This is a genomic window from Macromonas nakdongensis (genome assembly GCF_002837145.1).
Classification (GTDB): domain Bacteria; phylum Pseudomonadota; class Gammaproteobacteria; order Burkholderiales; family Burkholderiaceae_C; genus Macromonas_B; species Macromonas_B nakdongensis.
The window spans coordinates 13,625-32,876 of record NZ_NWMV01000032.1 but is presented as its reverse complement, the minus strand read 5'-3'; the positions used below and the strand labels follow the sequence as shown (position 1 = coordinate 32,876).

Below are 19,252 nucleotides of genomic sequence, written 5' to 3'. Positions count from 1 at the left end.
TCAATTCCCGGGGCGGTTCAGTTATCAGTCTAACGCAGCTCTGCGAGCGAAAGACTTGTAAAGCGATGATTTTGCTAAGTTTTTTTGGCCTTAGGACAGAAATCCAGAAATGATAAAAGCCTTATCAAATCTGGGCCTACTGCCTGTTAATCCGTAGGTCCCTGGTTCGAGCCCAGGTCGGGGAGCCAATCAAAACAAAGGCTTGCAAGCAATTGCAGGCCTTTTGTCTTTTCAGCCGTGACAGGAACGTGACATCGCAATCACGTTACCGCCCACCCGACCCCGTTCGATCCGGGTCGCCGCAGACAACAGGTTCTCGGTGGCAAACTTGGCATAGCGGTCCACCATGCTCCGCGTCTTCCAGCCGCCCAGGTCCTTGAGTTCATCGCAAGACGTGCCCGCCTGTCGATGCCAAGACGCCCAGGTGTGGCGCAAGTCGTGGAACCGGAAGTCCTCGATGCCAGCTTTGTTCAACGCGTTGTGCCAGGCCGTGTTGGTCACGTCCGCCCGCAAGGGCTGGCCCAAGTACGTGAAGCAAAACCGCAGGTGTTTGCCGATCTGCTCTCTCAATACCTCAATCGCATCTTCATTCAACGGTACTCCCCGTGGCGTGCCGTTCTTGGTCTGGTTCAACCAGGCGGTCTTGCGGTTCAAGTCCACCCGATTCCATTCCAAGCCCGTGATCTCGCCAGCGCGACACCCTGTGGCCAGGGCAAACCGCACCAGCGCGGCCAGATGAGGCGGGCAACAGCGGATCAAGCGTTCCGCTTCCTCTCGCGTCAACCAGCGGTCCCTTTCCACTTCACCGGGCAGCAGCCGAATCTTGGGGAACGTGTCGATCCACTGCCACTCGTCGCGGGCCATGCGCAGCAAGTTGCGGATGGTTGCCAAGTAGCGGTTGACCGTCGCGGGTTTGTTGCCCTTGTGGAGCTCGCCCTGGACGATGCGCCAAATCACGTCCCCATTGATCTGGTTCAGTGTGAGCGCGCCCAGGTAGCGGTCCAGGTGGCGGCAAATCCGTTGCACGTCTGCAAAACTCTTCAGTGTCCTCTTCAGTTCCAGGTACCGAATCACGGCTTCTTGCCAACTGCGCTGGGGTTTCACCCCGAAGTGGTGTTCCCGGTACGCGTCCAGCTTGAGTTTGGCTAGCAGCGCTTCGGCTTCACTTCGTTCTTGAGTCCCAGTGCTTTGGCGTACTCTTTGGCCGTTGGGGAGCGTCGTGTTGATCCACCAGTGACTGGAATCCGGTCGCCGGTAGATGCCTTCAGGACGGGCCATGTGTCCTCCTTTCCGGCCCGCCTTCGCTCGCCCTTATGGTCTTCGAGCCAGGCATCCAAGTCAAGGCGGTCGTACACGCAGCGCCGCCCGAAGCGCACATGGGGCACGTCCAACTGGGCCAGCAGCGTGACACCGATGCCCAGGTAGAGGGCGGCCTGTTCTTTGGACAGGCAACGCACAGGCGGCAAAGGGAGGTGTTCATCGTCCATCTCGCCCTCATTCGCCCCGCGAGGCCTTGCGGTAGGGGTTGTCCTGCTCGTGGCGTTCTTTCATTTCATCGACCAGGCCAGGGGCGTTGACCAGGGTGCTGAACAGACGCGCCTTCTTGCGGGCATGGGCCAGCAGGTATTCCTGGAACGTCAGACCGTCGCGCAGGGCCACGCGGTCGTAATGCTCGTAAGTCACGCTCAACAGGTGATTCGCCGCCTCGTGGTGGTCGTCGATCTGGTGCAGGGCCATGGTGGTGGTGAGCAAGCCGAACTGTTGCCGCTTGAGCCAGTCTTCGCCGGGGATGCGCCGCAGATCGATCTTGTCCAGCGAGGTCTGGGGGCTGGCCCAGTCCACCCCGGCCAGGCACAGCCACAGGGGATGGGTGGTCCAACGGGAGCGCGTGGCATCGTCGGGGTTGGGAATACACAGGCGCAGCCACTCGGTGGTGGCGTAGGTCCACAGGCCACTCAGGGCAGCGAGGACTTGAGGCACATGGTCCAGGCCTCGGGTCTTGAGGAAGTCGCGCTTGAGCTGGAACTCCAGCCGCCACACGGTTTCACCCTCGACCCACCCGGACGGACGCCACAGGTCAAACAGCCAGGTCTTGCCGCTGCACTGGATTTCTCGGGTCTTGTCGTACAGGCGGCACGACACCGCCCCACCTTTGCCCACGGCCCAGCCGGTGAAGTGCTGGTCTTTGGAATACGCGTCGATGTCACAAGCGCGGGTGATCCAGGCGTTGCGGCCCCAACTTTCCATTGAGAGGGTGGAAGCAAAATCGGCCGCCAGGTCGATCCGGCTGACCAGGGGCAGGCCCGTACTGCCCAACTCGCTCAAGATGCCCTGGAGCTCTTCGTGGATGGTCTGGACGCTCTTGTGGGCCAGGTAGTGGGCCGACACCTTGACGTAGGCCATGGGCAGCTTTTTGGTGGAGCGTGAGAACTTGATGCGGTAGGCCCCGTCCTCGATCACAAAGGGGAAGTTGCGCTCGCCCTTGTCGTACACGATGAAGACGTGACCGGCCAGCGGGTACTGGGCCTTGGCTTGTTCTTCCAGGTGTTCGGACTGGGCCAGCGCCTTGAGGCGGGACAAGGCATCCAGGGCCGTGGAGGTGAGTTCACCGGAGAAGGACAGGTACAGGCTGTCGATGCCGAGCCGCAGCAAGCGAAACCCGTGAGGAACCGAGGGTAAAGAACTCCCCTGCTCTCCCCCATTGCAGTTATAGGGTGCTGTGTTACTGAGCGTCGCACCCGGTGCCGAAGCGGATTCGCCGCTCGCCGCTGCCGCGTCGGGCCGCGAATCCGCATCGGTTGGTGTGGGGGACAGGGGAACGCCAGCCAACCGGCCAGCGTGAGAGAGTTTGCGGGACATGATTCAACCTTTGACCGCGCCAGGCATGCCACGTTGGCTTCCTGGAACGGTTACCGATTGAATACACGACGCTCCAAACGGGCGACCATCTCAAAACCGCTATTTCAGATGGTTTTGTACTTGCGGAACTGCTGGTATTGGGCGCGGAGGTTCTTGCGGGCGCCGGGGTTTCTGGGGTAGGCCTTGAGCACGTCCACCATCAAAGTTTCCAGCTCAGCCTCAGTGAGCTGAACGCCCATCTCGTTGAGCAGGATGAAGGCGTAGCGCATCGGCTCTCTGCCCTCCCACTGCTTCTTGCCAGGACCTGCCAAGGCACTGCGCAGGCGCTTGAAGAAGGCCTTGTTGTCGCGCAGTTGCGCACGAGAAATCAGACGCATGGCCGTAGGGCAACCGATGACCGCCCGATCCATGCGGACGGCCTTGAACAACGCTCCCTGGTCGTTACGCTCGCGGACGTCGTCCAGCAAACCAGAAATGCTGCGACCGTAGGTGGATATGCTGATTACGGTACGGCCCAACGCGTAAATCAACGCTAGTGCTGTCGATTCATCGAAAGCCTCGTGCAACGGCCTATCGTCCTCGACCTGGTCTAAGGTTCGGAGGACTTCCAGTACGGCCTCTTGTGGGTCTGAAGCCCCCGACATCGCATGCACATCACCGTGACGATTCAGTGCAACTATCACCACTGAAAGATGGTGGATGAACGGCGTCTCGTAAATGTGACAGTAATCGCCGTAATCACCCGTCATTACGTCGTCAAACCGCGACCCAGAGACGGAGGCCATGTGCTTCCCGAGGTCATCAATCAGTTTAAGAAGCGTAGGGACAAACTGAATCAATTCAGCAAATTGCGCCGGGGTGAGTTTTCCATACTCCTTTTTCATTGGAGTTGTTTAGTTAGCGTTAGGTAACGGTCGTTTCCAACCATCCGGGCGATGGATTGGTTGAAGTCAGGATCAATCGATTGCATAAAAGCAAGTAATCCCTGCAAATGGAGCGTAGATTCCAAGTCGAGTGCGCCAATCTGATACTTGTGTGCCATTGCTCGAATTTCTCTTTTTTTTGCTCGCCCGATTGAGACGGAGCCTTCATTCGATAATATGAGGCCCGTAAGACTTCTACTATTTTTCTTCGATGTGAATACTGTTTTGCTTTCGTTGATATTTAGTCTCGGATATGCAATTTCTTTGCAAATATCCTGAACAAAAGCATGAACGTCTTTCAGGACGTGTGGGGTGTTCGTTGAAAAGGCTAGGTCGTCCGCATACCTAGTGTACTTAACATTTTTCGAGTCGCAATAATCTGTTAGTAGTTCGTCGAACTCAAATAGAATTGTATTTGATATCCAAGGTGAGCTGGGGGCGCCAATTGCCAGCACGAAATCCATTGTTTTTTTTGGCGTCCAAAAAAATGCGTGGGTAAAAATCTCGATTTCGACATCTGGAATATCGAGGTGCCTCTTGATGTGGCTGGAAAAGTCCCCGCCTTTGATTGAGAGGAAAAAATCTTTGAAGTCAAGCTTCAGTAAGTATCGATTTGGTGCATGCGGCAGCGCATGATCACGGATGCTAGTTCCGGGTTGGTAGGCTTTGGCGCAACTGTGCACTGGCAGCTTGCCTCTTAATATGCCAAGCAGCAGCTTTTGTAATGCCTTTACTTCAGCTGTCGGTTGTGCAATTACCCGCTTGCCTCGATTGTGGCGTTTGTCAATCGTGTGCACCTTATATCTGTTGGGTGCAGTGGCAATCAGTAAGAGAAGTTCGCTGCGGCTGAGGGGAAGCTTTTTTTGAAGTAGCTCTAATACATTCATGCGGCCTCCCCGTGAATGTTGCAGTAAGCTTCAAATCTTTTCTTGTCGGCGCTTAGCCAAGGGAATGTGACGGTTGTTTTGAATCGTAGTCGATCAAACTTTCCATTGGCGGTTTTTCCTTTGTAGTTAAGAAAACTGAACCGCCGGGCCGTAGGGATATAGTATCGCTGCGTATATTTTTTTATTGACGCAACTATTCCGAATCGCTCAAGTTGTCCATACATGGATTTTATGTGTGGAATTGTCGTGTTGAATCCCGCAACTCGACAGAGCTCATGCATTTCAGTGATTGTTAATGATCCGAATAGTTCGATCAAGTCGGCAATCAGTAAAAATTGATCTCTTTTCCTCTCCAGGTCGAGTTGCATTGTTCTCGGTAGACTCTTGATTTTGTTGTCGAGCGAGTCAATGATGCCTGGCATTTCATTGTCGATGCCTGGATATTTGATGTCGGTAACTGTACAAACAGAATCATCGTTAAGTGATTCTATTTTTTTTATTGGCCCCTTTGCGATGAACGAGCCTGCATTGTAGTGTTGCTCGCTAATCACGACTAACAGTCTCTCGGAAAGCATAGGGTCCATGCAAAATGCTCCCAGCTCCGCATGAGAGCCAGGGCTTTCAGAGAAAAGGACTACTGCGCGTGTCAAGCAAATTGCATCACGCTCAAAATCGATAAGATTCTGATATCCATCGAGATTGTTCCAATCCTGATAGTCTTCTGGCTTGATTACCCACTCGCTAAGGTCTGCGCGATGAATGTCAATCCAGTTTAGGAAAAGCTGGCGAGCAGAGTCTCGCGGATTTCCAAGCGGGCCGCCAAACACGAGGATGAAGTCAGGAAGCTTTTGGATCCTCGTATCCGAGGGGTCGATATGCTCCGAAAGCAGCTCAGCGGCACCTTTAGCCAAAGTCAATTACCTTTGAATAGACACGGAAACGGCCCCGGGGCCGTTTCCGTGTCGTTGATGACGTACACCTCATTGCGGTCTAGCGAATCGCCCGACTCAGATAGCGCCTTACTTTGACTGCTACCAAACGCGTAATTGAGTCGCTTTTATATCACATTTTGTTGATGCTGCCTTCGCCTGGACTGTGCAAGGCGTGACAAAGTTGGCGGGAGTGCACGCCAGATGGCGAGCGAAGGCGAGCCTAAGTTATTGAAAAATAAGTGTTTTAAACCCCTGTTAATCCGTAGGTCCCTGGTTCGAGCCCAGGTCGGGGAGCCAAAAATCTCTAAGTCAAACAACAACTTAAAACCAAAAGCCACCCAAGCGGTGGCTTTTTCTTGCCCGAATCATTTGGATGTAGCCACCCTGCAGCCATGGCCCAGGGATTTCGAGTCATTTTTGACTGAAACACCCAGAGCCCGTTGCCCATGGACGTCAAGCAGGTGCGCATCAGCGGGACGGTCACTCTGGCTCCAACCGCTCCTCGCGCTGCTGAGTCCGACGCACCGCCTTCTGGAGTTGGTTGTGAACTTGTTGCAGGGTCACTGGACCCGACTCCAGTGGGCCCTTATGGGCGGCGCAAGAATTGCGTCGTATGCTGAGGCCATGAACGCAGACGTCCGTCCACCGCCCAAGTAATTTCAAGGCCGAATCGCCGACACCGGCGAAACGTTTGCGGCGGTCGCTGCGCGCAGCCTATGGGCGTCCATGGCACAGGCGGGCGTCGATTGGCCGGTCTCCTGCCGCAACGGCACATGCCGCACTTGCCTGGCCCGCCTGACAGAGGGCACGGTGGTTTACGACGTGCCCTGGCCCGGCCTGAGCCTCGAAGAGAAGCGCGATGGCTATTGCCTGCCCTGCATCGCCCGACCTGCGAGCGACATCACCGTCCTGCCGGGGTGAGGCCACAGGCTGCCCGTTCTTTGAGCAGCCCGAAATAATGCCTTCCGGACAACGACTTGCGGTGCTTGCCCAGCAGTTGTCCACAAGCTTGACCACGTTCGGCGGGGACAGCCGCTGCGCACAAGGGCTGGGAGGACCAGCACCGTGCGCAGCGTCCAGAGCACCCGCACCGACGGTGCAGATTCATCGCATTCTCGGTAATGCTGCTTCAGAATCACCCTTGGCAGGTTTGCCCGGGGTGATTGCCTACCCCCGACACCACCGGCCCGTTTTGGGCACCGAGCAAGGCCCTCCAGGGGCCGGAAAGCGACACCGAATGAGCAGCGGACACCACCACAGCCACGCCCACGCCGATTTCGACAAAGCCTTTGCCATCGGCATCTGCCTCAACCTGGGCTTCGTGGCGATCGAGGCTTTTTACGGCTGGAAGAGCAACTCCCTGGCTCTGCTGGCCGATGCTGGGCACAACCTGAGCGATGTGGCCGGACTGGTACTGGCCTGGGGTGGTGCACTGGCTGGCAAACTCCAGCCCAACGCCCGCCACACCTACGGCTGGAAAAAAGCCAGCATCCTGGCCGCATTCGCCAACGCCTTGCTGCTGCTGGTGGCCATGGGCGCATTGGCCTGGGAAGCGGCGGAGCGCCTGCTCGCGCCTCCGCCCATCACAGACCAGGAGGGCCTGACGATCATGCTGGTGGCCGGCGTGGGCATCGTCATCAACACCGCCACGGCCCTGCTGTTCGTGCGCGGAGGCGAGCACGACCTCAACATCCGGGGCGCGTTTCTGCACATGGCCGCCGACGCCCTGGTGTCGGCCGGTGTGGTGGTGGCGGGCGGGCTCGCCTGGTGGATGGGCTGGGGATGGCTCGACCCGGTGGTCAGCCTGCTGATCGCGGCGGTCATTCTCTGGGGCACCTGGAGCCTGTTCCGCCAATCGCTGCACCTGCTGTTCGACGGCGTGCCCGACAGCGTGGACCCGCAGGCGGTGCACGACTACCTCGCCGCCCTGCCCGGCATCAGCCAGGTGCACGACCTGCACATCTGGGGCATGGACACCTCGCAAGTGGCGCTGACGGCCCAACTGGTGATGCCGGGCGGTCGGGCCGACGACGCCTTTCTGCAAGAGGCCACCGTGCAACTGCACGAACGCTTCGACATCACCCACACCACTTTGCAGGTGGTGAACACCCCGTTCACCGAGCCTTGCGGCCAGTGGAGCCGCGGTTCAGGCGCAGGCCACGCGGGGCACCACCCACACACCGGTGCCTGCGATCAAACCGGAAGAGATCGTGCAGAAAAGCACCACCACCTCAAAGGCGAAGGGCACACGCATTGAAATGGCTGGCCTACAAATGCCCCATCAAAATACGGGCCCGGAAAGCAAAAAGCCCGGCGAACCGGGCTAAGTGCTTGATTTACTTGGGGTGGCTGATGGGACTCGAACCCACGACAACAGGAATCACAATCCTGGACTCTACCAACTGAGCTACAGCCACCGCAGCCTCAAATTATAAGCCGCAAATGCAGCGGTTTTCGAAGATCAGCCCGCCGTTTCCTTCTTTTTCTCCAGAATCTTCGCCTGGAAGCGGGCACGCAAGGCCTTCAGGAAAGCCTGTGCCTCGGTTTGCGCCCACAACTGGGCCAGTTGCTCGCGCTCCTGGCGGGCCCGGGCGTCGTCGATCGCTTCACGTGCCAGCACCTTGTTCACCCGCACCACGGCAAAGCCCTCTGCGGCCAGGTCGGCCCCGGTCCAGGCGGCGGTACTGGCACCGGCCGGCACACTCAGCGCAGCGGCCACCACCGCGGGCGGCAAGCCCTGGGTGTCGTTGCGCGACACCACCACCGGCGCACGCAGGGCCGTGGCGCTGGCGGGCACGGCCTGCCAGGCGGCCAGCTGGGCCCGGCCCTCCGTACGGGCGGCTTCCTGGGCGCGCTGCTGCACCAGGCGTTCGCGCACCTGTGCGGCCACGCTCGCCAAAGGCTGGGTCTGGGCCGGGCGGTGCTCCACCACCCGGACGGACACCAACTGGTTGGCCCCGACCTCGATCGCCTCGCTGTTGCGCTTCTGGCGCAGAGCGTCGTCGCCGAACACGGTGGACAGCACGCGGGCGTTGGCCAGCACCGCATCGGCCTTGGGGTCTTGCGGGCCGGTGCGCAACAAGGCGCTGGCCTTGCGCACGGTCAGGCCCAATTTCTGGGCCGCCGGCTGCAGGCTGTCGGCCTGTTCGTACACCAGGTTGCTGAAATCTTCGGCCACTTCGGCGAACTGGCGTTGTGCCTGCTGGCGCGAGAGCTCGGCCGTCAGCTTGGCTCGCACCTGTTCGAACGGCTCGGGCGCCGGTCGGCGCACGTCGGTCACCTGGATGATGTGGAAGCCGAATTCGGTCTCGACCACATCGGAAATCTTGCCCTTCTCCAGACCAAAGGCCACCTCCTCGAAGGGTTTGACCATGGCCCCGCGGGCAAAGAAGTCGAGGTCGCCACCGCGCTGGGCGGAACCCGGGTCTTGGGAACGCGTCTTGGCCAGTTCGGCGAAACGGTCGGGCGACTGACGCAATTCGGCCAGCAGGGCATCGGCCTGGGCCCGCACCTTGGCTTTGTCCTCGGCCGAGGCGCCCGGGGCCACGGTCAGGAGGATGTGGCGCGCGCGGCGCTGTTCCTGCTGGGCCAACTGGGTGTTGTTTTGTTCGTAATAGGCGCGCAGGTCGGCTTCGTTCAGGCGCACATTGCGGGCCACGGCGTCGAGGTCGAGCACCAGGTACTCCACATCGGCCTGCTCCTGCGTGCGGAAGGCCTGGGTGTTCTGGTCGTAGTACTGCTGCACGTCGGCGTCGGACACCTGCACCTTGGCGCGGAAATCGGCGGGCTTGAACCAGGCCACTTGGACTTCGCGGCGCTCGAAAAAGGCCTGCAAGGCGGTGCGGGCGCTGGCCTCGGTGACGAAGCTGGACGCCAGCACGCCCTGCGTCACCTGGCGCCGGGCCAGATCGCTGCGCACATTGGCCTCGAACATCTCGGGGGTCAGGCCCTGGCCGCGCAGCAGTTCGCGGTAACGCTCCACGTCGAGCGTGCCATCGGGCTTGCGCAAGGCGGCGATGTTGGGGTCCTGCGTCAACTCGCGCGCCAGGCGCTGGTCGGAGGTGAGGAACATGCCCTTCTGCGCCGCCAGCGTCAGCACGCGCTGGTCCACCAGGCGCTCCAGCGTGGCGCGGCGGGTGCCCTCGTTGTCCAGCAAGGCGCGGTCCATGCCCGGCATGCTGGCGGCCATGCGCTCCACCTCGTTCTGGTGTGCGGCGTCCCATTCCTGGCGGGTGATGTCCTGCTTGCCCACCGTGGCCACCACGTCTTTGCCTTCGCGGAAGCTGCTGTAACCCTCGATGCCGAACAGCACGAAGGACGGGATGATCAACACCATCAACAAGCCCATGAACAGCTTGATGTTGTTGCGGAAAAAATCGAACATGAGCGCCCTGTCTGAAACGGCAAAGGCGAACCTGGGTTCGCCTTCGCTGGAGGTGGTTTCGGGTGGTGGGTGCTGAGGGGCTCGAACCCCCGACCTACGCCTTGTAAGGGCGCCGCTCTACCAACTGAGCTAAGCACCCCGAAGACCAGAACTTTAGATGATAGCGTCTTTCAACGCCTTGCCCGGCTTGAACTTGGGGATTTTAGCGGCTTCGATGCGCACCTCCTCGCCGGTCTTGGGGTTGCGCCCGGTGCGCGCGGCACGCTCGGTCACGCTGAAGGCGCCAAAGCCCACCAGGGACACGCTGCCGCCCTGCTTCAGGGTGGCGCCGATGGCGTCCAGGGTGGCTTCGAGCGCGCGCGCGGCCGAGGCTTTGGATATGTCTGCCGTGGTGGCGATGTGTTCGACGAGCTCCGCCTTGTTCATTCTTGTGCTCTTTCCATTGGATGGGCTGTGACGCGACAGCCCAGGATTCTAGTGGCCCCGACCCTCAACCGGCACACAGGGCCTCGGCCACGGCCCGACCCAGGTCGCTGGTGCGGGCCCGGCCGCCGATGTCGGGCGTGCGCGGACCACCGTGGGCCGGGTCGAGCACGGTTTCGATGGCCGCCAGCACCGCATCGTGCGCGGCGCGGTGGCCCAGAAAGTCGAGCATCATCGCCCCGCACCAGATCTGGCCGATGGGGTTGGCGATGCCCTGGCCCGCGATGTCGGGCGCCGAGCCGTGCACCGGCTCGAACAGCGAGGGCATCTGACGCGTCGGGTTCAGGTTGGCGCTGGGCGCGATGCCGATGGTGCCGGTGCAGGCCGGCCCGAGGTCGCTCAGGATGTCGCCGAACAGGTTGCTGGCCACCACCACGTCGAAACAATCTGGCCGCTGCACAAAATGCGCGGTCAGGATGTCGATGTGGAACTTGTCCACCGCCACGTCCGGGTAGGCCCGCGCCATTTCAGCCACGCGCTCGTCCCAGTAGGGCATGGTGATGGCGATGCCGTTGCTCTTGGTGGCGCTGGTCAGGTGCTTCTTGGGGCGGCTCTGCGCCAGCTCGAAGGCGAACTTCAGCACCCGGTCCACGCCCACGCGCGACATCACGGTTTCCTGCACCACGATCTCGCGCTCGGTGCCCGGGAACATGCGCCCACCGATGCTGGAGTATTCGCCCTCGGTGTTCTCGCGCACGATCATCATGTCGATCTCGCCGGGCAAGCGCGGCGAGCCGTCACGGCGCACCACGGGCGCCACGATGCCGGGCATCAAGCGCGCGGGGCGCAGGTTGACGTACTGGTCGAACTCGCGCCGGAACTGCAGCAGCGAGCCCCACAAGGAAATGTGGTCGGGAATCTTCTCGGGCCAGCCCACCGCGCCGAAGTAGATGGCGTCGTGGCCGCCGATCTGCGCCTTCCAGTCGTCGGGCAGCATCTGGCCGTGCTTTTCGAAGTAAGCCCAGCTGGAAAAATCGAAGTGGTCGAAGCGCAGATCGATGCCGAAACGGCTGGCCACCGCCTCCATGACGCGCAGCCCCTCGGGCATGACCTCCTGGCCGATGCCGTCGCCGGCGATGACCGCGATGCGGTGGGTGCTCATGGCGTTGTCAGGTTTTGGCCGGGCGCACCACCAGGCTCACCCCGATGGCGGTCAGGGCGGTGCCGGCAATGGTCGCGGCGGTGATGGGCTCGGCGAACAGCACCCAGGCGATCAGGGCAGTGGTGGGCGGCACCAGGTACATGAGGCTGGACACCGAAGCCGCCGCGCCGCGCTGGATCAAGAGGTAGAGCAAGGAACTGCCGCCCAAAGTGAGCCCCAGCACCGACCAGGCCAGCGCCCCCACCAGTTGGCCGTTCCAGGCTATGCCCTCGGTTTCCAGCCAGGTCAGCGGCAAGGTCACCACCAGGGCCGCCAGCAACTGCACGGTGTTGGCGCTGCGCACGTCGCAGGGTTGCACGAAACGCTTTTGGTACAAGGTGCCGACGGTGATGCTGAACAGGGCGATGACCGCGAAGCCCAGGTTGAGCCAGCTGGCCGTGTCACCCGGCCCACCGCCGCCGAACTTGCGCGACACCACCAGCACCAGGCCGGTGAAACCCAGGGCCAAGCCGGCCCATTGCCGGCGGCTCACCTGGCCGCCGGTGGCCGACAGCCAGACCGCCGTCAGCACCGGCTGCAAGCCCACCACCAGGGCCGACAGCCCCGAGCCCATGCCCGCCTTCACCGCCGCCCACACGCCCCCCAGGTAGCCGGCGTGCATCAGCACGCCCAGCACGCTCAGGTGCAGCCACTGCCGGCTGTCCTGCGGCCAGCGCACCCGGGCCAGCCAGATCCAGGGCAGGAAGCAGGCGATGGACAGCGCGTAGCGCCAGGCCAGGAAAGTCATGGGCGGGGCATGGGGCATGCCGTAGCGCGCCACGATGAACCCCGTGCTCCAGATGAGCACAAACACCGCAGGCATGGCCCGCAGCCAGCCGTTGTCGTGGGAAGAGGACGCCATGAAGCCGTGAAAAACTCAGCGCGCCTTGGCCCGGATTTCGGGCAGGGCTTTCTGCAGGTAATAGACCATGGACCAGACCGTCAGCACGGCCGCGACCCAGATGAGCACCGTGCCCCAGAGCCGGGTGTCGATGACCCCCAGCACCCGGCCGTCGTAGAGCAGGAAGGGAATGGCAACCATCTGCACCGTGGTCTTGAGCTTGCCGACCATGTGCACCGCCACGCTCTTGTTGGCTCCGATCATGGCCATCCATTCGCGCAGCGCCGAAATGGCGATCTCGCGGCCGATGATGATGAGGGCCACGAACACGTCGGCGCGATCCAGGTGCACCAGCACCAGCACACAGGCACACACCAGGAACTTGTCGGCCACCGGGTCGAGGAAGGCGCCGAAGGACGAGGTCTGGTTGAGCTTGCGCGCAAGGTAGCCGTCGGCCCAGTCGGTGGCGGCGAACAGCACGAACAGCACGGTCGCGACCAGGTTCTGCATGCCCACCGACAACCCTGCGGAATAGAACACGGCCACGATCAGGGGAATGGCGGCGATGCGCGCCCACGTGAGCAGGGTTGGCAGGTTGAAGAACATGGCCGCCATTATGCGGGGCTTTGCGGCGTGTCCGGCGCGCCCCGCTGTCGCCCAGGCTGCTCAGTGCAGCGCGCGGTAGATGGCCTCGGCCAACTCGACCGAAATGCCTTCGACCGTGGCCAGATCGTCCACACTGGCGGACGCCACACCGCGCACCCCGCCAAAGCGCTGCAACAGGCGCGCCCGCTTCTTGGGCCCCACGCCGGGAACGTCTTCCAGTTGGCTGCCGCCGGTGCGGGCCTTGGCCCGCTGCGCGCGCATGCCGGTGATGGCAAAGCGGTGCGCCTCGTCGCGGATCTGCGCCACCAGCATCAGCGCGGCCGAATCGGCGCCCAGGTAGACCTTCTCGCGGCCGTCGGCAAACACCAGCTCCTCCAGGCCGACCTTGCGGCCCTCGCCTTTTTCCACGCCCACCAGCCGACCGAGGTCCAGCCCCAGGCCTTCGAACACCTCGCGCGCCACGCCCACCTGGCCCTTGCCACCGTCGATCAGCACGATGTCCGGGAGGCGCTGGGCACCCACCTTGTGCGCATCGCCGGCATCGCGCAGGGCCTGAGCCAACTTGCCGTAGCGGCGCTGCAGCACCTGGCGCATGGCGGCGTAGTCGTCGCCCGGGGTGATGCCGTCGATGTTGTAACGCCGGTACTGCGCGCTCTGCATCTTGTGGCCCTCGAACACCACGCAGGACGCCACCGTCGATTCGCCGGAGGTGTGCGAAATGTCGAAACACTCGATGCGCAACTGCTCCAGGCCGTCTTCGGGCAGGTCCAGCGCCTGGGCCAGTGCCCGGGTGCGGGCCTGCTGCGAGCCCTCCTCGGCCAGCAGCCGGGTGAGCTGGATGTCGGCGTTCTGCTGGGCCATGTCCAGCCAAGCGCGGCGGTGTTCGCGCGGGTTGAACACCGGGTGCAGCCGGATGCCGCTCTGCTCGGTCAGCAGTTCCAGCAACCGTGGCGACACCGCCGCCCCCAACACCAGCACCGGGGGCGGTGCCACGCCGGTGTAGTGCTGGGCCATGAAGGCTTCGAGCACGCGCTGCTCCAGCGTGGTCGCGGGCACGGCGGCCACCTCGGTCGCGGTCGCCGGGGTGAGCACCTCGCCCTCCCACTCGTCCAGCGCGGCCAGCACGGCACCGTCTTCCACATGGGCCGGAAAATACGCGCGGTCGCCCAGGTGCCGGCCACCGCGCACCATGGCCAGGTTGACACAAGCCCGCCCCCCCTGCACGCGCACCGCCAGGATGTCCACGTCCTGGTCGGAGGTGTTCTCCATCGCCTGCTGGTGCAGCACGGTAGACAGGGCACTGATCTGGTTGCGCACCTCGGCCGCCTGCTCGAAGGCCAGCTGCTCGGCGTGTGCCAGCATGCGCCGCTCCAGTTCGTTCAGCACAGTCTGGGTTTCGCCGCGCAGGAAGGCGCTGGCGCTGCGCACGTCGTCGGCGTAATCGGCGGGGGCGATGAAGCCCACGCAAGGGCCGCTGCAGCGTTTGATCTGGAACAGCAGACAGGGCCGGGTGCGGTGGTTGAAGACCGTGTCCTCGCAGGTGCGCAGCCGGAACACCTTCTGCAGCAGCTGGATGGTCTGCTTCACCGCCCAGGCGTTGGGGTAGGGCCCGAAGTACTGGTGGCGCTTTTCCACCGCTCCGCGGTAGTAGGACATGCGCGGGTAATGCTCCGGCAGCGCCGTCCCGGCCGCCTGCGCGGGCGCCACCGGCGTCTGGCGCGACCAGGTGCTGGCGCTCAGCTTCAGGTAAGGGTAACTCTTGTCGTCGCGAAACAGGATGTTGAAGCGCGGCTGCTGGGTCTTGATGAGGTTGTTTTCCAGCAGCAGCGCCTCGGCCTCGGAGCGCACCACCGTGGTTTCCATGCGCACGATCTTGCTCACCATGTGGCCGATGCGCGTGCCGTCGTGGCTGCGGGTGAAATAGCTGGACACGCGCTTCTTCAGATCGCGCGCCTTGCCCACGTAGAGCAACAGGCCGGCCGCGTCGAAATAGCGGTACACGCCGGGCAGGCCGGGCAAGGCCGCCACGGCCAGGAGCAGTTCTTCGGGGTGTTGCGTCGTCATGGTGGTGTGCGATTGTGGCACCGGGCCGACCGCGCAGCAGGACCGGGGCACAGGCACAATCGGGCGCCATGCCCGACACGCACACCCCGCCCCTGCCCCGACTGACCTGGGACATCTTCTGCCACGTGATCGACAACTGGGGCGACCTGGGCGTGTGCTGGCGCCTCAGCGCCGACCTGGCCAGCCGCGGCCAGACCGTGCGTCTGTGGGTGGACGACCCCAGCCCCCTGGCGTGGATGGCCCCTGGTGCGCTCGCCGGCGCCTGGGCGGGGGTGGAAGTGCGCACCTGGCCACGCACGACCGCCGCACCGCCCCCCCGCCTGCCCCCGGGCGATGTGCTGATCGAAGCCTTTGGCTGCGAGATCGCCCCCGCGTGGGTGCAGGCCCTGCTGCCCGACCGCCCAGGCGCGCAGGGGGTGTGGCTGAATCTGGAATACCTGAGCGCCGAATCCTACGTGGAACGCTGCCACCGCCTGCCCTCGCCGGTGCTGAGCGGACCCCTGAGCGGGCGGCTCAAATGGTTTTTTTACCCCGGTTTCACCCCGTCCACCGGCGGCCTGCTGCGCGAGTCCGATCTGATGCAGCGGCGCGACAATTTCGCATCCACCCACCAGCCGCCCCCCACCGGACCGACGCCACCCTCCGGCGACGGCCCCACCGTCTCGCTTTTCTGCTACGAACCCGCCGCCCTGCCCGGCCTGTTGCGCCACCCCGACCTGGCGCACGCCCACTGGCGCGTGGCCCCGGGCCGGGCCCTGGCCGCCTTCGACGCCGCCCGCTCGGCCCTGCCCGCCACCGCCCAGTGGACCGCCCTGCCCCACTGCCCCCAGAGCGCCTTCGACCACACCCTGTGGGCCTGCGACCTCAACTTCGTGCGCGGCGAAGACTCCCTGGTGCGCGCGCTGTGGGCCGGCCAGGCCTTCGTCTGGCAGATCTACCCCCAGGACGACCACGCCCACCACGCCAAACTCGAGGCCTTCCTGGACTGGCTGCAAGCCCCACCCGACCTGCGCCAGATGCACCACCACTGGAACGGCATCGGCCACGCCAGCGCCCCGCGGCTGGGCCACGCCACCCTGGCGCGCTGGCGCGCCGCGGTGTGCCAGGCGCGCGAGCGCCTGCTGCAACAGGCCGACCTGAGCAGCCAGCTCCTCGGTTTCGTCACCGAAAAAAGATAAAATGTCGGGTTTTGCGAGACACTCGCCCACCGCCGCACGCCGAGGCCCTGCCCCTGCCAGAGCGGCTCAACGTCTGGAAACACCATGAAAATCGCTCAAGAAATCCGCGCCGGCAACGTCATCATGCACGGCAAGGACCCGATGATCGTCCTGAAAACCGAATACGCCCGCGGCGGTCGCGGCGCTGCCACCGTGCGCATGAAGCTCAAAGCCCTGCTGAGCAACATGGGCACCGAAGTCGTGTTCCGCGCCGACGACAAGATCGACAACGTGATCCTGGACAAGAAGGAGTGCACCTACTCCTACTTCGCCGACCCGATGTACGTCTGCATGGACGCCGACTACAACCAGTACGAAGTCGAAGCCGGCAACATGGGCGATGCCCTGAACTACCTGGAAGACGGCATGGCGCTGGAAGTGGTGTTCTACGAAGGCAAGGCCATTTCCGTGGAAGTGCCGACCAGCGTGGAACGCGAAATCACCTGGACCGAACCCGCCGTCAAGGGCGACACGTCCGGCAAGGTGCTCAAGCCCGCCAAGATCGCCACTGGCTTTGAAATCCCGGTGCCGCTGTTCGTCAGCCAGGGCGACCGCATCGAAATCGACACCCGCACCGGCGAATACCGCAAACGCGTCTGAACGCGGCACGCGTTTTGCAATCCCAAAGGCTCTGCGGAGCCTTTTTTTGTGCCCGCTCAACGGACCGACCATGGACCAGAACCACAACCAGACCCACCAGCTCAACGCCCGCCGCCTGGCCGACGCCGCCGTCGAAATGCACCTGATGTCGGATGGGCAGCAAAAACTCGAGGCCGACGCCTACCGCCTGGCCTTCGCCGACCCGGAATTTTTGCTGCGCCGCGAAACCCGCGGCATCCGCTTCCAGCTGGAGCTGCTCAAACCCGACCTGGCCCAGCAGGAACACGGCATCGACAACACCATCGTGGTCTTCGGCAGCGCCCGCTTTCGCGAACCCGCACAAGCCCAGCAACTGCTGGCCCAGGCCCAGCTCGGCGGTGACGCGGCCGCCATCCGCCGGGCCCAGGCCATGGTGCGCAACGCGCACTACTACGACGAGTCGCGCCGTTTCGCCCAATTGGTGGCCGACTACAGCAAAAGCTGCCCGCGCGAAGACCAGCTCTACATCGCCACCGGCGGGGGCCCCGGCATCATGGAAGCAGCCAACCGCGGCGCACACGACCGCGGGGTGCTCAACGTCGGCCTCAACATCCTGCTGCCGCACGAACAGGAGCCCAACCCCTACATCAGCCCGGAGTTGTGCTTCAAGTTCCACTACTTCGCGCTGCGCAAGATGCACTTCCTGATGCGCGCCAAGGCCCTGGTGGCCTTCCCCGGCGGCTTTGGCACCCTGGACGAGTTGTTCGAGGTGATGACCCTGGTGCAATGCAAGAAGGCCAAGCCGGTGCCGATCTTCCTGTTCGGCAGCGAATACTGGAAACGCCTGATCAACTTCGACGTGCTCGTCGAAGAAGGTGCCATCTCGCCCGAAGACCTGGACCTGTTCGAGTACGTGGACGCCCCCGAGCAGGCCTGGGAAGGCATCAAGCGCTTCTACAACCTGCCCGACGCCTGCGGCTGCGACTGAACCACCCGGCCTGCCACAGGCCGGCCGTTTCTCACATGGGGAAGAGGCGGAAGCAGGCGATCGCCACCAGCGTGGGCCCCAACGCCCCCAGGAACAGGCTCAGCGGCGAAATGGCCCCCTGGTGGAAGGTGGACTTGAGGATGGAGGCCCCGGCCGGGTTCGGCGCGTTGGCGATGATGGTCAGACCACCGCCGGTGACGGCACCGGTGAGCAGCGCGTACTTGAACTCGGGCGTCAGCCCCTCCACCAGCGAGCCCAGGTAGGTCAGCGCGGCGTTGTCGGTGATGGCCGTCAGCGCCGTGGCCCCGAAGTAGACCTGGGATTCGTTCATGGCCATCAGCAGGGGCTGCAACCACCACTGCTGCATGCCGCCCAGCACCACCAGGCCGCCGAGGAAGAAGCCCACCAGCAGGCCTTCTCGCAGGATCAGGCGGTCCTGGTAGGCCGGGTAGGCCGTGGCGACGCCCATGAACAGCAGGAACACCGCCACGAAGGCCGCCGGGTGGTGCGCAAACACCACGATGGCCAGCAGGAACAGCAGGTGCACCGCCACCATCCAGGCGGGAATGCCGCTGTAGGGCGACTGATTCGACGCCTTCAACTGGCGCAGCTCGCGCGCAAACATAAAGGTCAGCACAGCGGCGTTGATGAACACCGCCACCGCGGCCTTCCAGCCGATGTGGGTGATCATGTAGTTCATGTCCAGGCCCCACTTGCTGGCCACCATCAGGATGGGGGGCGCGGCGTAAGGCGTGAGCGTGCCGCCGATGGAGACGTTCACGAACAGGGCACCCAGGGTGGCGTACTGCAGCCGGCGCGAGGCCTGGGCGAACACCGTGTCTTTCATCAGCAAGGCGGCCAGCGTCATGGCCGCCGGTTCGGTGATGAAAGACCCCAGCAAAGGCACGATGCCCAGGGCGGTGAAGTAGAAGGCCATGGTGCGCGGCATGGGCGTGACACGCACCACCGCCTGCACCGCCCCGGACGCGGCCTGCAGGATGGGCCGGCTGCCGGCCACGACCATGATGGCAAACACGAACAACGGCTCGTTGAAGTTGCGCGCGTCCAGGTAAGCCAACGCCTCCGTCTGGCCGACCATGAAGGCCATGACCAACATGAACACAATGGCCCAGAAACCGAAGACGATCTCCACCTCGGCCAGCAGGTGCCAGACCCCGGCGTGTGCCGGGCGCGTGTGCGCCAGCCGTTCGAAAAACTTGGTCGAGAACGTGTGAACGAGGGCCAGCGCGAACAAGGCGGCGGCCACGATTTGAACCGTGGTGGGTGACAAGGCAAGTCTCCTGTGCGGGGGCGGCGGCCGCCCCATGTGCCGGGGATTGTAAGAGCA

Annotated in this window: 17 protein-coding genes and 2 tRNA genes; 5 read left to right on the top strand and 14 right to left on the bottom strand. The window is 63.1% G+C overall.

Features of this window, described 5'->3' with window-relative positions:
* Positions 1–231: 231 nt before the first annotated feature.
* The 5 genes from CON77_RS06110 to CON77_RS15110 form a co-directional block, all read right to left on the bottom strand.
* Positions 232–1,278 carry a tyrosine-type recombinase/integrase gene (locus CON77_RS06110; protein ID WP_101048242.1) on the bottom strand — a complete coding sequence of 349 codons (1,047 nt, stop codon included), beginning with the start codon at positions 1,276–1,278 and terminating at the stop codon, positions 232–234.
* 216 nt (positions 1,279–1,494) lie between these two features.
* Complete coding sequence (locus tag CON77_RS06105) at positions 1,495–2,652, bottom strand: replication initiation factor (protein ID WP_101048241.1); 1,158 nt, start codon at positions 2,650–2,652, stop codon at positions 1,495–1,497.
* A 311-nt stretch (positions 2,653–2,963) separates the two neighbouring features.
* A complete protein-coding gene (locus CON77_RS06100) occupies positions 2,964–3,743 on the bottom strand; it encodes a hypothetical protein (RefSeq protein ID WP_157826853.1) in 780 nt (259 codons plus the stop codon).
* Positions 3,740–4,669, bottom strand: coding sequence for a retron St85 family RNA-directed DNA polymerase (locus CON77_RS06095; RefSeq protein ID WP_101048239.1), 930 nt, complete (start codon positions 4,667–4,669; stop codon positions 3,740–3,742). The genes CON77_RS06100 and CON77_RS06095 overlap by 4 nt, the downstream gene beginning before the upstream one ends.
* Complete coding sequence (locus CON77_RS15110; RefSeq protein ID WP_157826852.1) at positions 4,666–5,580, bottom strand: retron St85 family effector protein; 915 nt, start codon at positions 5,578–5,580, stop codon at positions 4,666–4,668. The genes CON77_RS06095 and CON77_RS15110 overlap by 4 nt, the downstream gene beginning before the upstream one ends.
* 690 nt (positions 5,581–6,270) lie before the next feature.
* On the opposite strand from CON77_RS15110, the gene CON77_RS06090 reads away from it, so the two are divergent.
* A complete protein-coding gene (locus tag CON77_RS06090) occupies positions 6,271–6,522 on the top strand; it encodes a 2Fe-2S iron-sulfur cluster-binding protein (RefSeq protein ID WP_101048238.1) in 252 nt (83 codons plus the stop codon).
* Positions 6,523–6,838: 316 nt separating this feature from the next.
* Positions 6,839–7,858 (top strand): cation diffusion facilitator family transporter, encoded by a 1,020-nt coding sequence (locus CON77_RS06085; RefSeq protein WP_101048237.1) that lies wholly within the window; start codon positions 6,839–6,841, stop codon positions 7,856–7,858.
* An 84-nt stretch (positions 7,859–7,942) separates the two neighbouring features.
* Here the strand turns inward: CON77_RS06085 and CON77_RS06080 are convergent.
* The 8 genes from CON77_RS06080 to uvrC all read right to left on the bottom strand — a co-directional run bounded on the left by CON77_RS06080 (position 7,943) and on the right by uvrC (position 15,120).
* Positions 7,943–8,018, bottom strand: a tRNA-His gene (locus tag CON77_RS06080).
* 44 nt (positions 8,019–8,062) lie between these two features.
* Entirely contained in the window at positions 8,063–9,985 is a 1,923-nt protein-coding gene (locus CON77_RS06075) for a SurA N-terminal domain-containing protein (RefSeq protein WP_101048236.1), read from the bottom strand.
* 63 nt (positions 9,986–10,048) lie between these two features.
* A tRNA-Val gene (locus CON77_RS06070) sits at positions 10,049–10,124 on the bottom strand.
* 14 nt (positions 10,125–10,138) lie between these two features.
* On the bottom strand, positions 10,139–10,411 hold the full coding sequence (locus CON77_RS06065) for an HU family DNA-binding protein (RefSeq protein ID WP_101048235.1): 273 nt from the start codon (positions 10,409–10,411) through the stop codon (positions 10,139–10,141).
* 64 nt (positions 10,412–10,475) lie between these two features.
* The gene (locus CON77_RS06060; RefSeq protein ID WP_101048234.1) at positions 10,476–11,570 is read right to left on the bottom strand and encodes a tartrate dehydrogenase; all 1,095 of its coding nucleotides are present in this window, start codon (positions 11,568–11,570) and stop codon (positions 10,476–10,478) included.
* Between the two features lie 7 nt (positions 11,571–11,577).
* The gene (locus CON77_RS06055) at positions 11,578–12,471 is read right to left on the bottom strand and encodes a DMT family transporter (RefSeq protein WP_101048233.1); all 894 of its coding nucleotides are present in this window, start codon (positions 12,469–12,471) and stop codon (positions 11,578–11,580) included.
* A gap of 15 nt (positions 12,472–12,486) precedes the next feature.
* The gene (pgsA, locus tag CON77_RS06050) at positions 12,487–13,056 is read right to left on the bottom strand and encodes a CDP-diacylglycerol--glycerol-3-phosphate 3-phosphatidyltransferase (protein ID WP_101048232.1); all 570 of its coding nucleotides are present in this window, start codon (positions 13,054–13,056) and stop codon (positions 12,487–12,489) included.
* A 60-nt stretch (positions 13,057–13,116) separates the two neighbouring features.
* Complete coding sequence (gene uvrC, locus CON77_RS06045; RefSeq protein WP_101048247.1) at positions 13,117–15,120, bottom strand: excinuclease ABC subunit UvrC; 2,004 nt, start codon at positions 15,118–15,120, stop codon at positions 13,117–13,119.
* 68 nt (positions 15,121–15,188) lie between these two features.
* On the opposite strand from uvrC, the gene earP reads away from it, so the two are divergent.
* The 3 genes from earP to CON77_RS06030 all read left to right on the top strand — a co-directional run bounded on the left by earP (position 15,189) and on the right by CON77_RS06030 (position 17,904).
* Positions 15,189–16,298, top strand: coding sequence for an elongation factor P maturation arginine rhamnosyltransferase EarP (gene earP / locus CON77_RS06040; RefSeq protein WP_101048231.1), 1,110 nt, complete (start codon positions 15,189–15,191; stop codon positions 16,296–16,298).
* An 84-nt stretch (positions 16,299–16,382) separates the two neighbouring features.
* On the top strand, positions 16,383–16,937 hold the full coding sequence (efp, locus tag CON77_RS06035; protein ID WP_101048230.1) for an elongation factor P: 555 nt from the start codon (positions 16,383–16,385) through the stop codon (positions 16,935–16,937).
* Between the two features lie 70 nt (positions 16,938–17,007).
* On the top strand, positions 17,008–17,904 hold the full coding sequence (locus tag CON77_RS06030; protein WP_101048229.1) for an LOG family protein: 897 nt from the start codon (positions 17,008–17,010) through the stop codon (positions 17,902–17,904).
* Positions 17,905–17,935: 31 nt separating this feature from the next.
* On the opposite strand, the gene CON77_RS06025 is transcribed toward CON77_RS06030, so the two are convergent.
* Entirely contained in the window at positions 17,936–19,231 is a 1,296-nt protein-coding gene (locus CON77_RS06025) for a putative Na+/H+ antiporter (protein ID WP_101048228.1), read from the bottom strand.
* Between the last annotated feature and the right edge of the window lie 21 nt (positions 19,232–19,252).

Bases quoted from the DNA above. Each gene is read 5' to 3' on its own strand.
- CON77_RS06110 (WP_101048242.1), bottom strand. From the start codon at position 1,278: ATGGCCCGTCCTGAAGGCATCTACCGGCGACCGGATTCCAGTCACTGG.
- CON77_RS06100 (WP_157826853.1), bottom strand. From the start codon at position 3,743: ATGAAAAAGGAGTATGGAAAACTCACCCCGGCGCAATTTGCTGAATTG.
- CON77_RS06095 (WP_101048239.1), bottom strand. From the start codon at position 4,669: ATGAATGTATTAGAGCTACTTCAAAAAAAGCTTCCCCTCAGCCGCAGC.
- CON77_RS06085 (WP_101048237.1), top strand. From the start codon at position 6,839: ATGAGCAGCGGACACCACCACAGCCACGCCCACGCCGATTTCGACAAA.
- CON77_RS06075 (WP_101048236.1), bottom strand. From the start codon at position 9,985: ATGTTCGATTTTTTCCGCAACAACATCAAGCTGTTCATGGGCTTGTTG.
- CON77_RS06065 (WP_101048235.1), bottom strand. From the start codon at position 10,411: ATGAACAAGGCGGAGCTCGTCGAACACATCGCCACCACGGCAGACATA.
- CON77_RS06060 (WP_101048234.1), bottom strand. From the start codon at position 11,570: ATGAGCACCCACCGCATCGCGGTCATCGCCGGCGACGGCATCGGCCAG.
- CON77_RS06055 (WP_101048233.1), bottom strand. From the start codon at position 12,471: ATGGCGTCCTCTTCCCACGACAACGGCTGGCTGCGGGCCATGCCTGCG.
- pgsA (WP_101048232.1), bottom strand. From the start codon at position 13,056: ATGTTCTTCAACCTGCCAACCCTGCTCACGTGGGCGCGCATCGCCGCC.
- uvrC (WP_101048247.1), bottom strand. From the start codon at position 15,120: ATGACGACGCAACACCCCGAAGAACTGCTCCTGGCCGTGGCGGCCTTG.
- earP (WP_101048231.1), top strand. From the start codon at position 15,189: ATGCCCGACACGCACACCCCGCCCCTGCCCCGACTGACCTGGGACATC.
- efp (WP_101048230.1), top strand. From the start codon at position 16,383: ATGAAAATCGCTCAAGAAATCCGCGCCGGCAACGTCATCATGCACGGC.
- CON77_RS06030 (WP_101048229.1), top strand. From the start codon at position 17,008: ATGGACCAGAACCACAACCAGACCCACCAGCTCAACGCCCGCCGCCTG.
- CON77_RS06025 (WP_101048228.1), bottom strand. From the start codon at position 19,231: ATGGGGCGGCCGCCGCCCCCGCACAGGAGACTTGCCTTGTCACCCACC.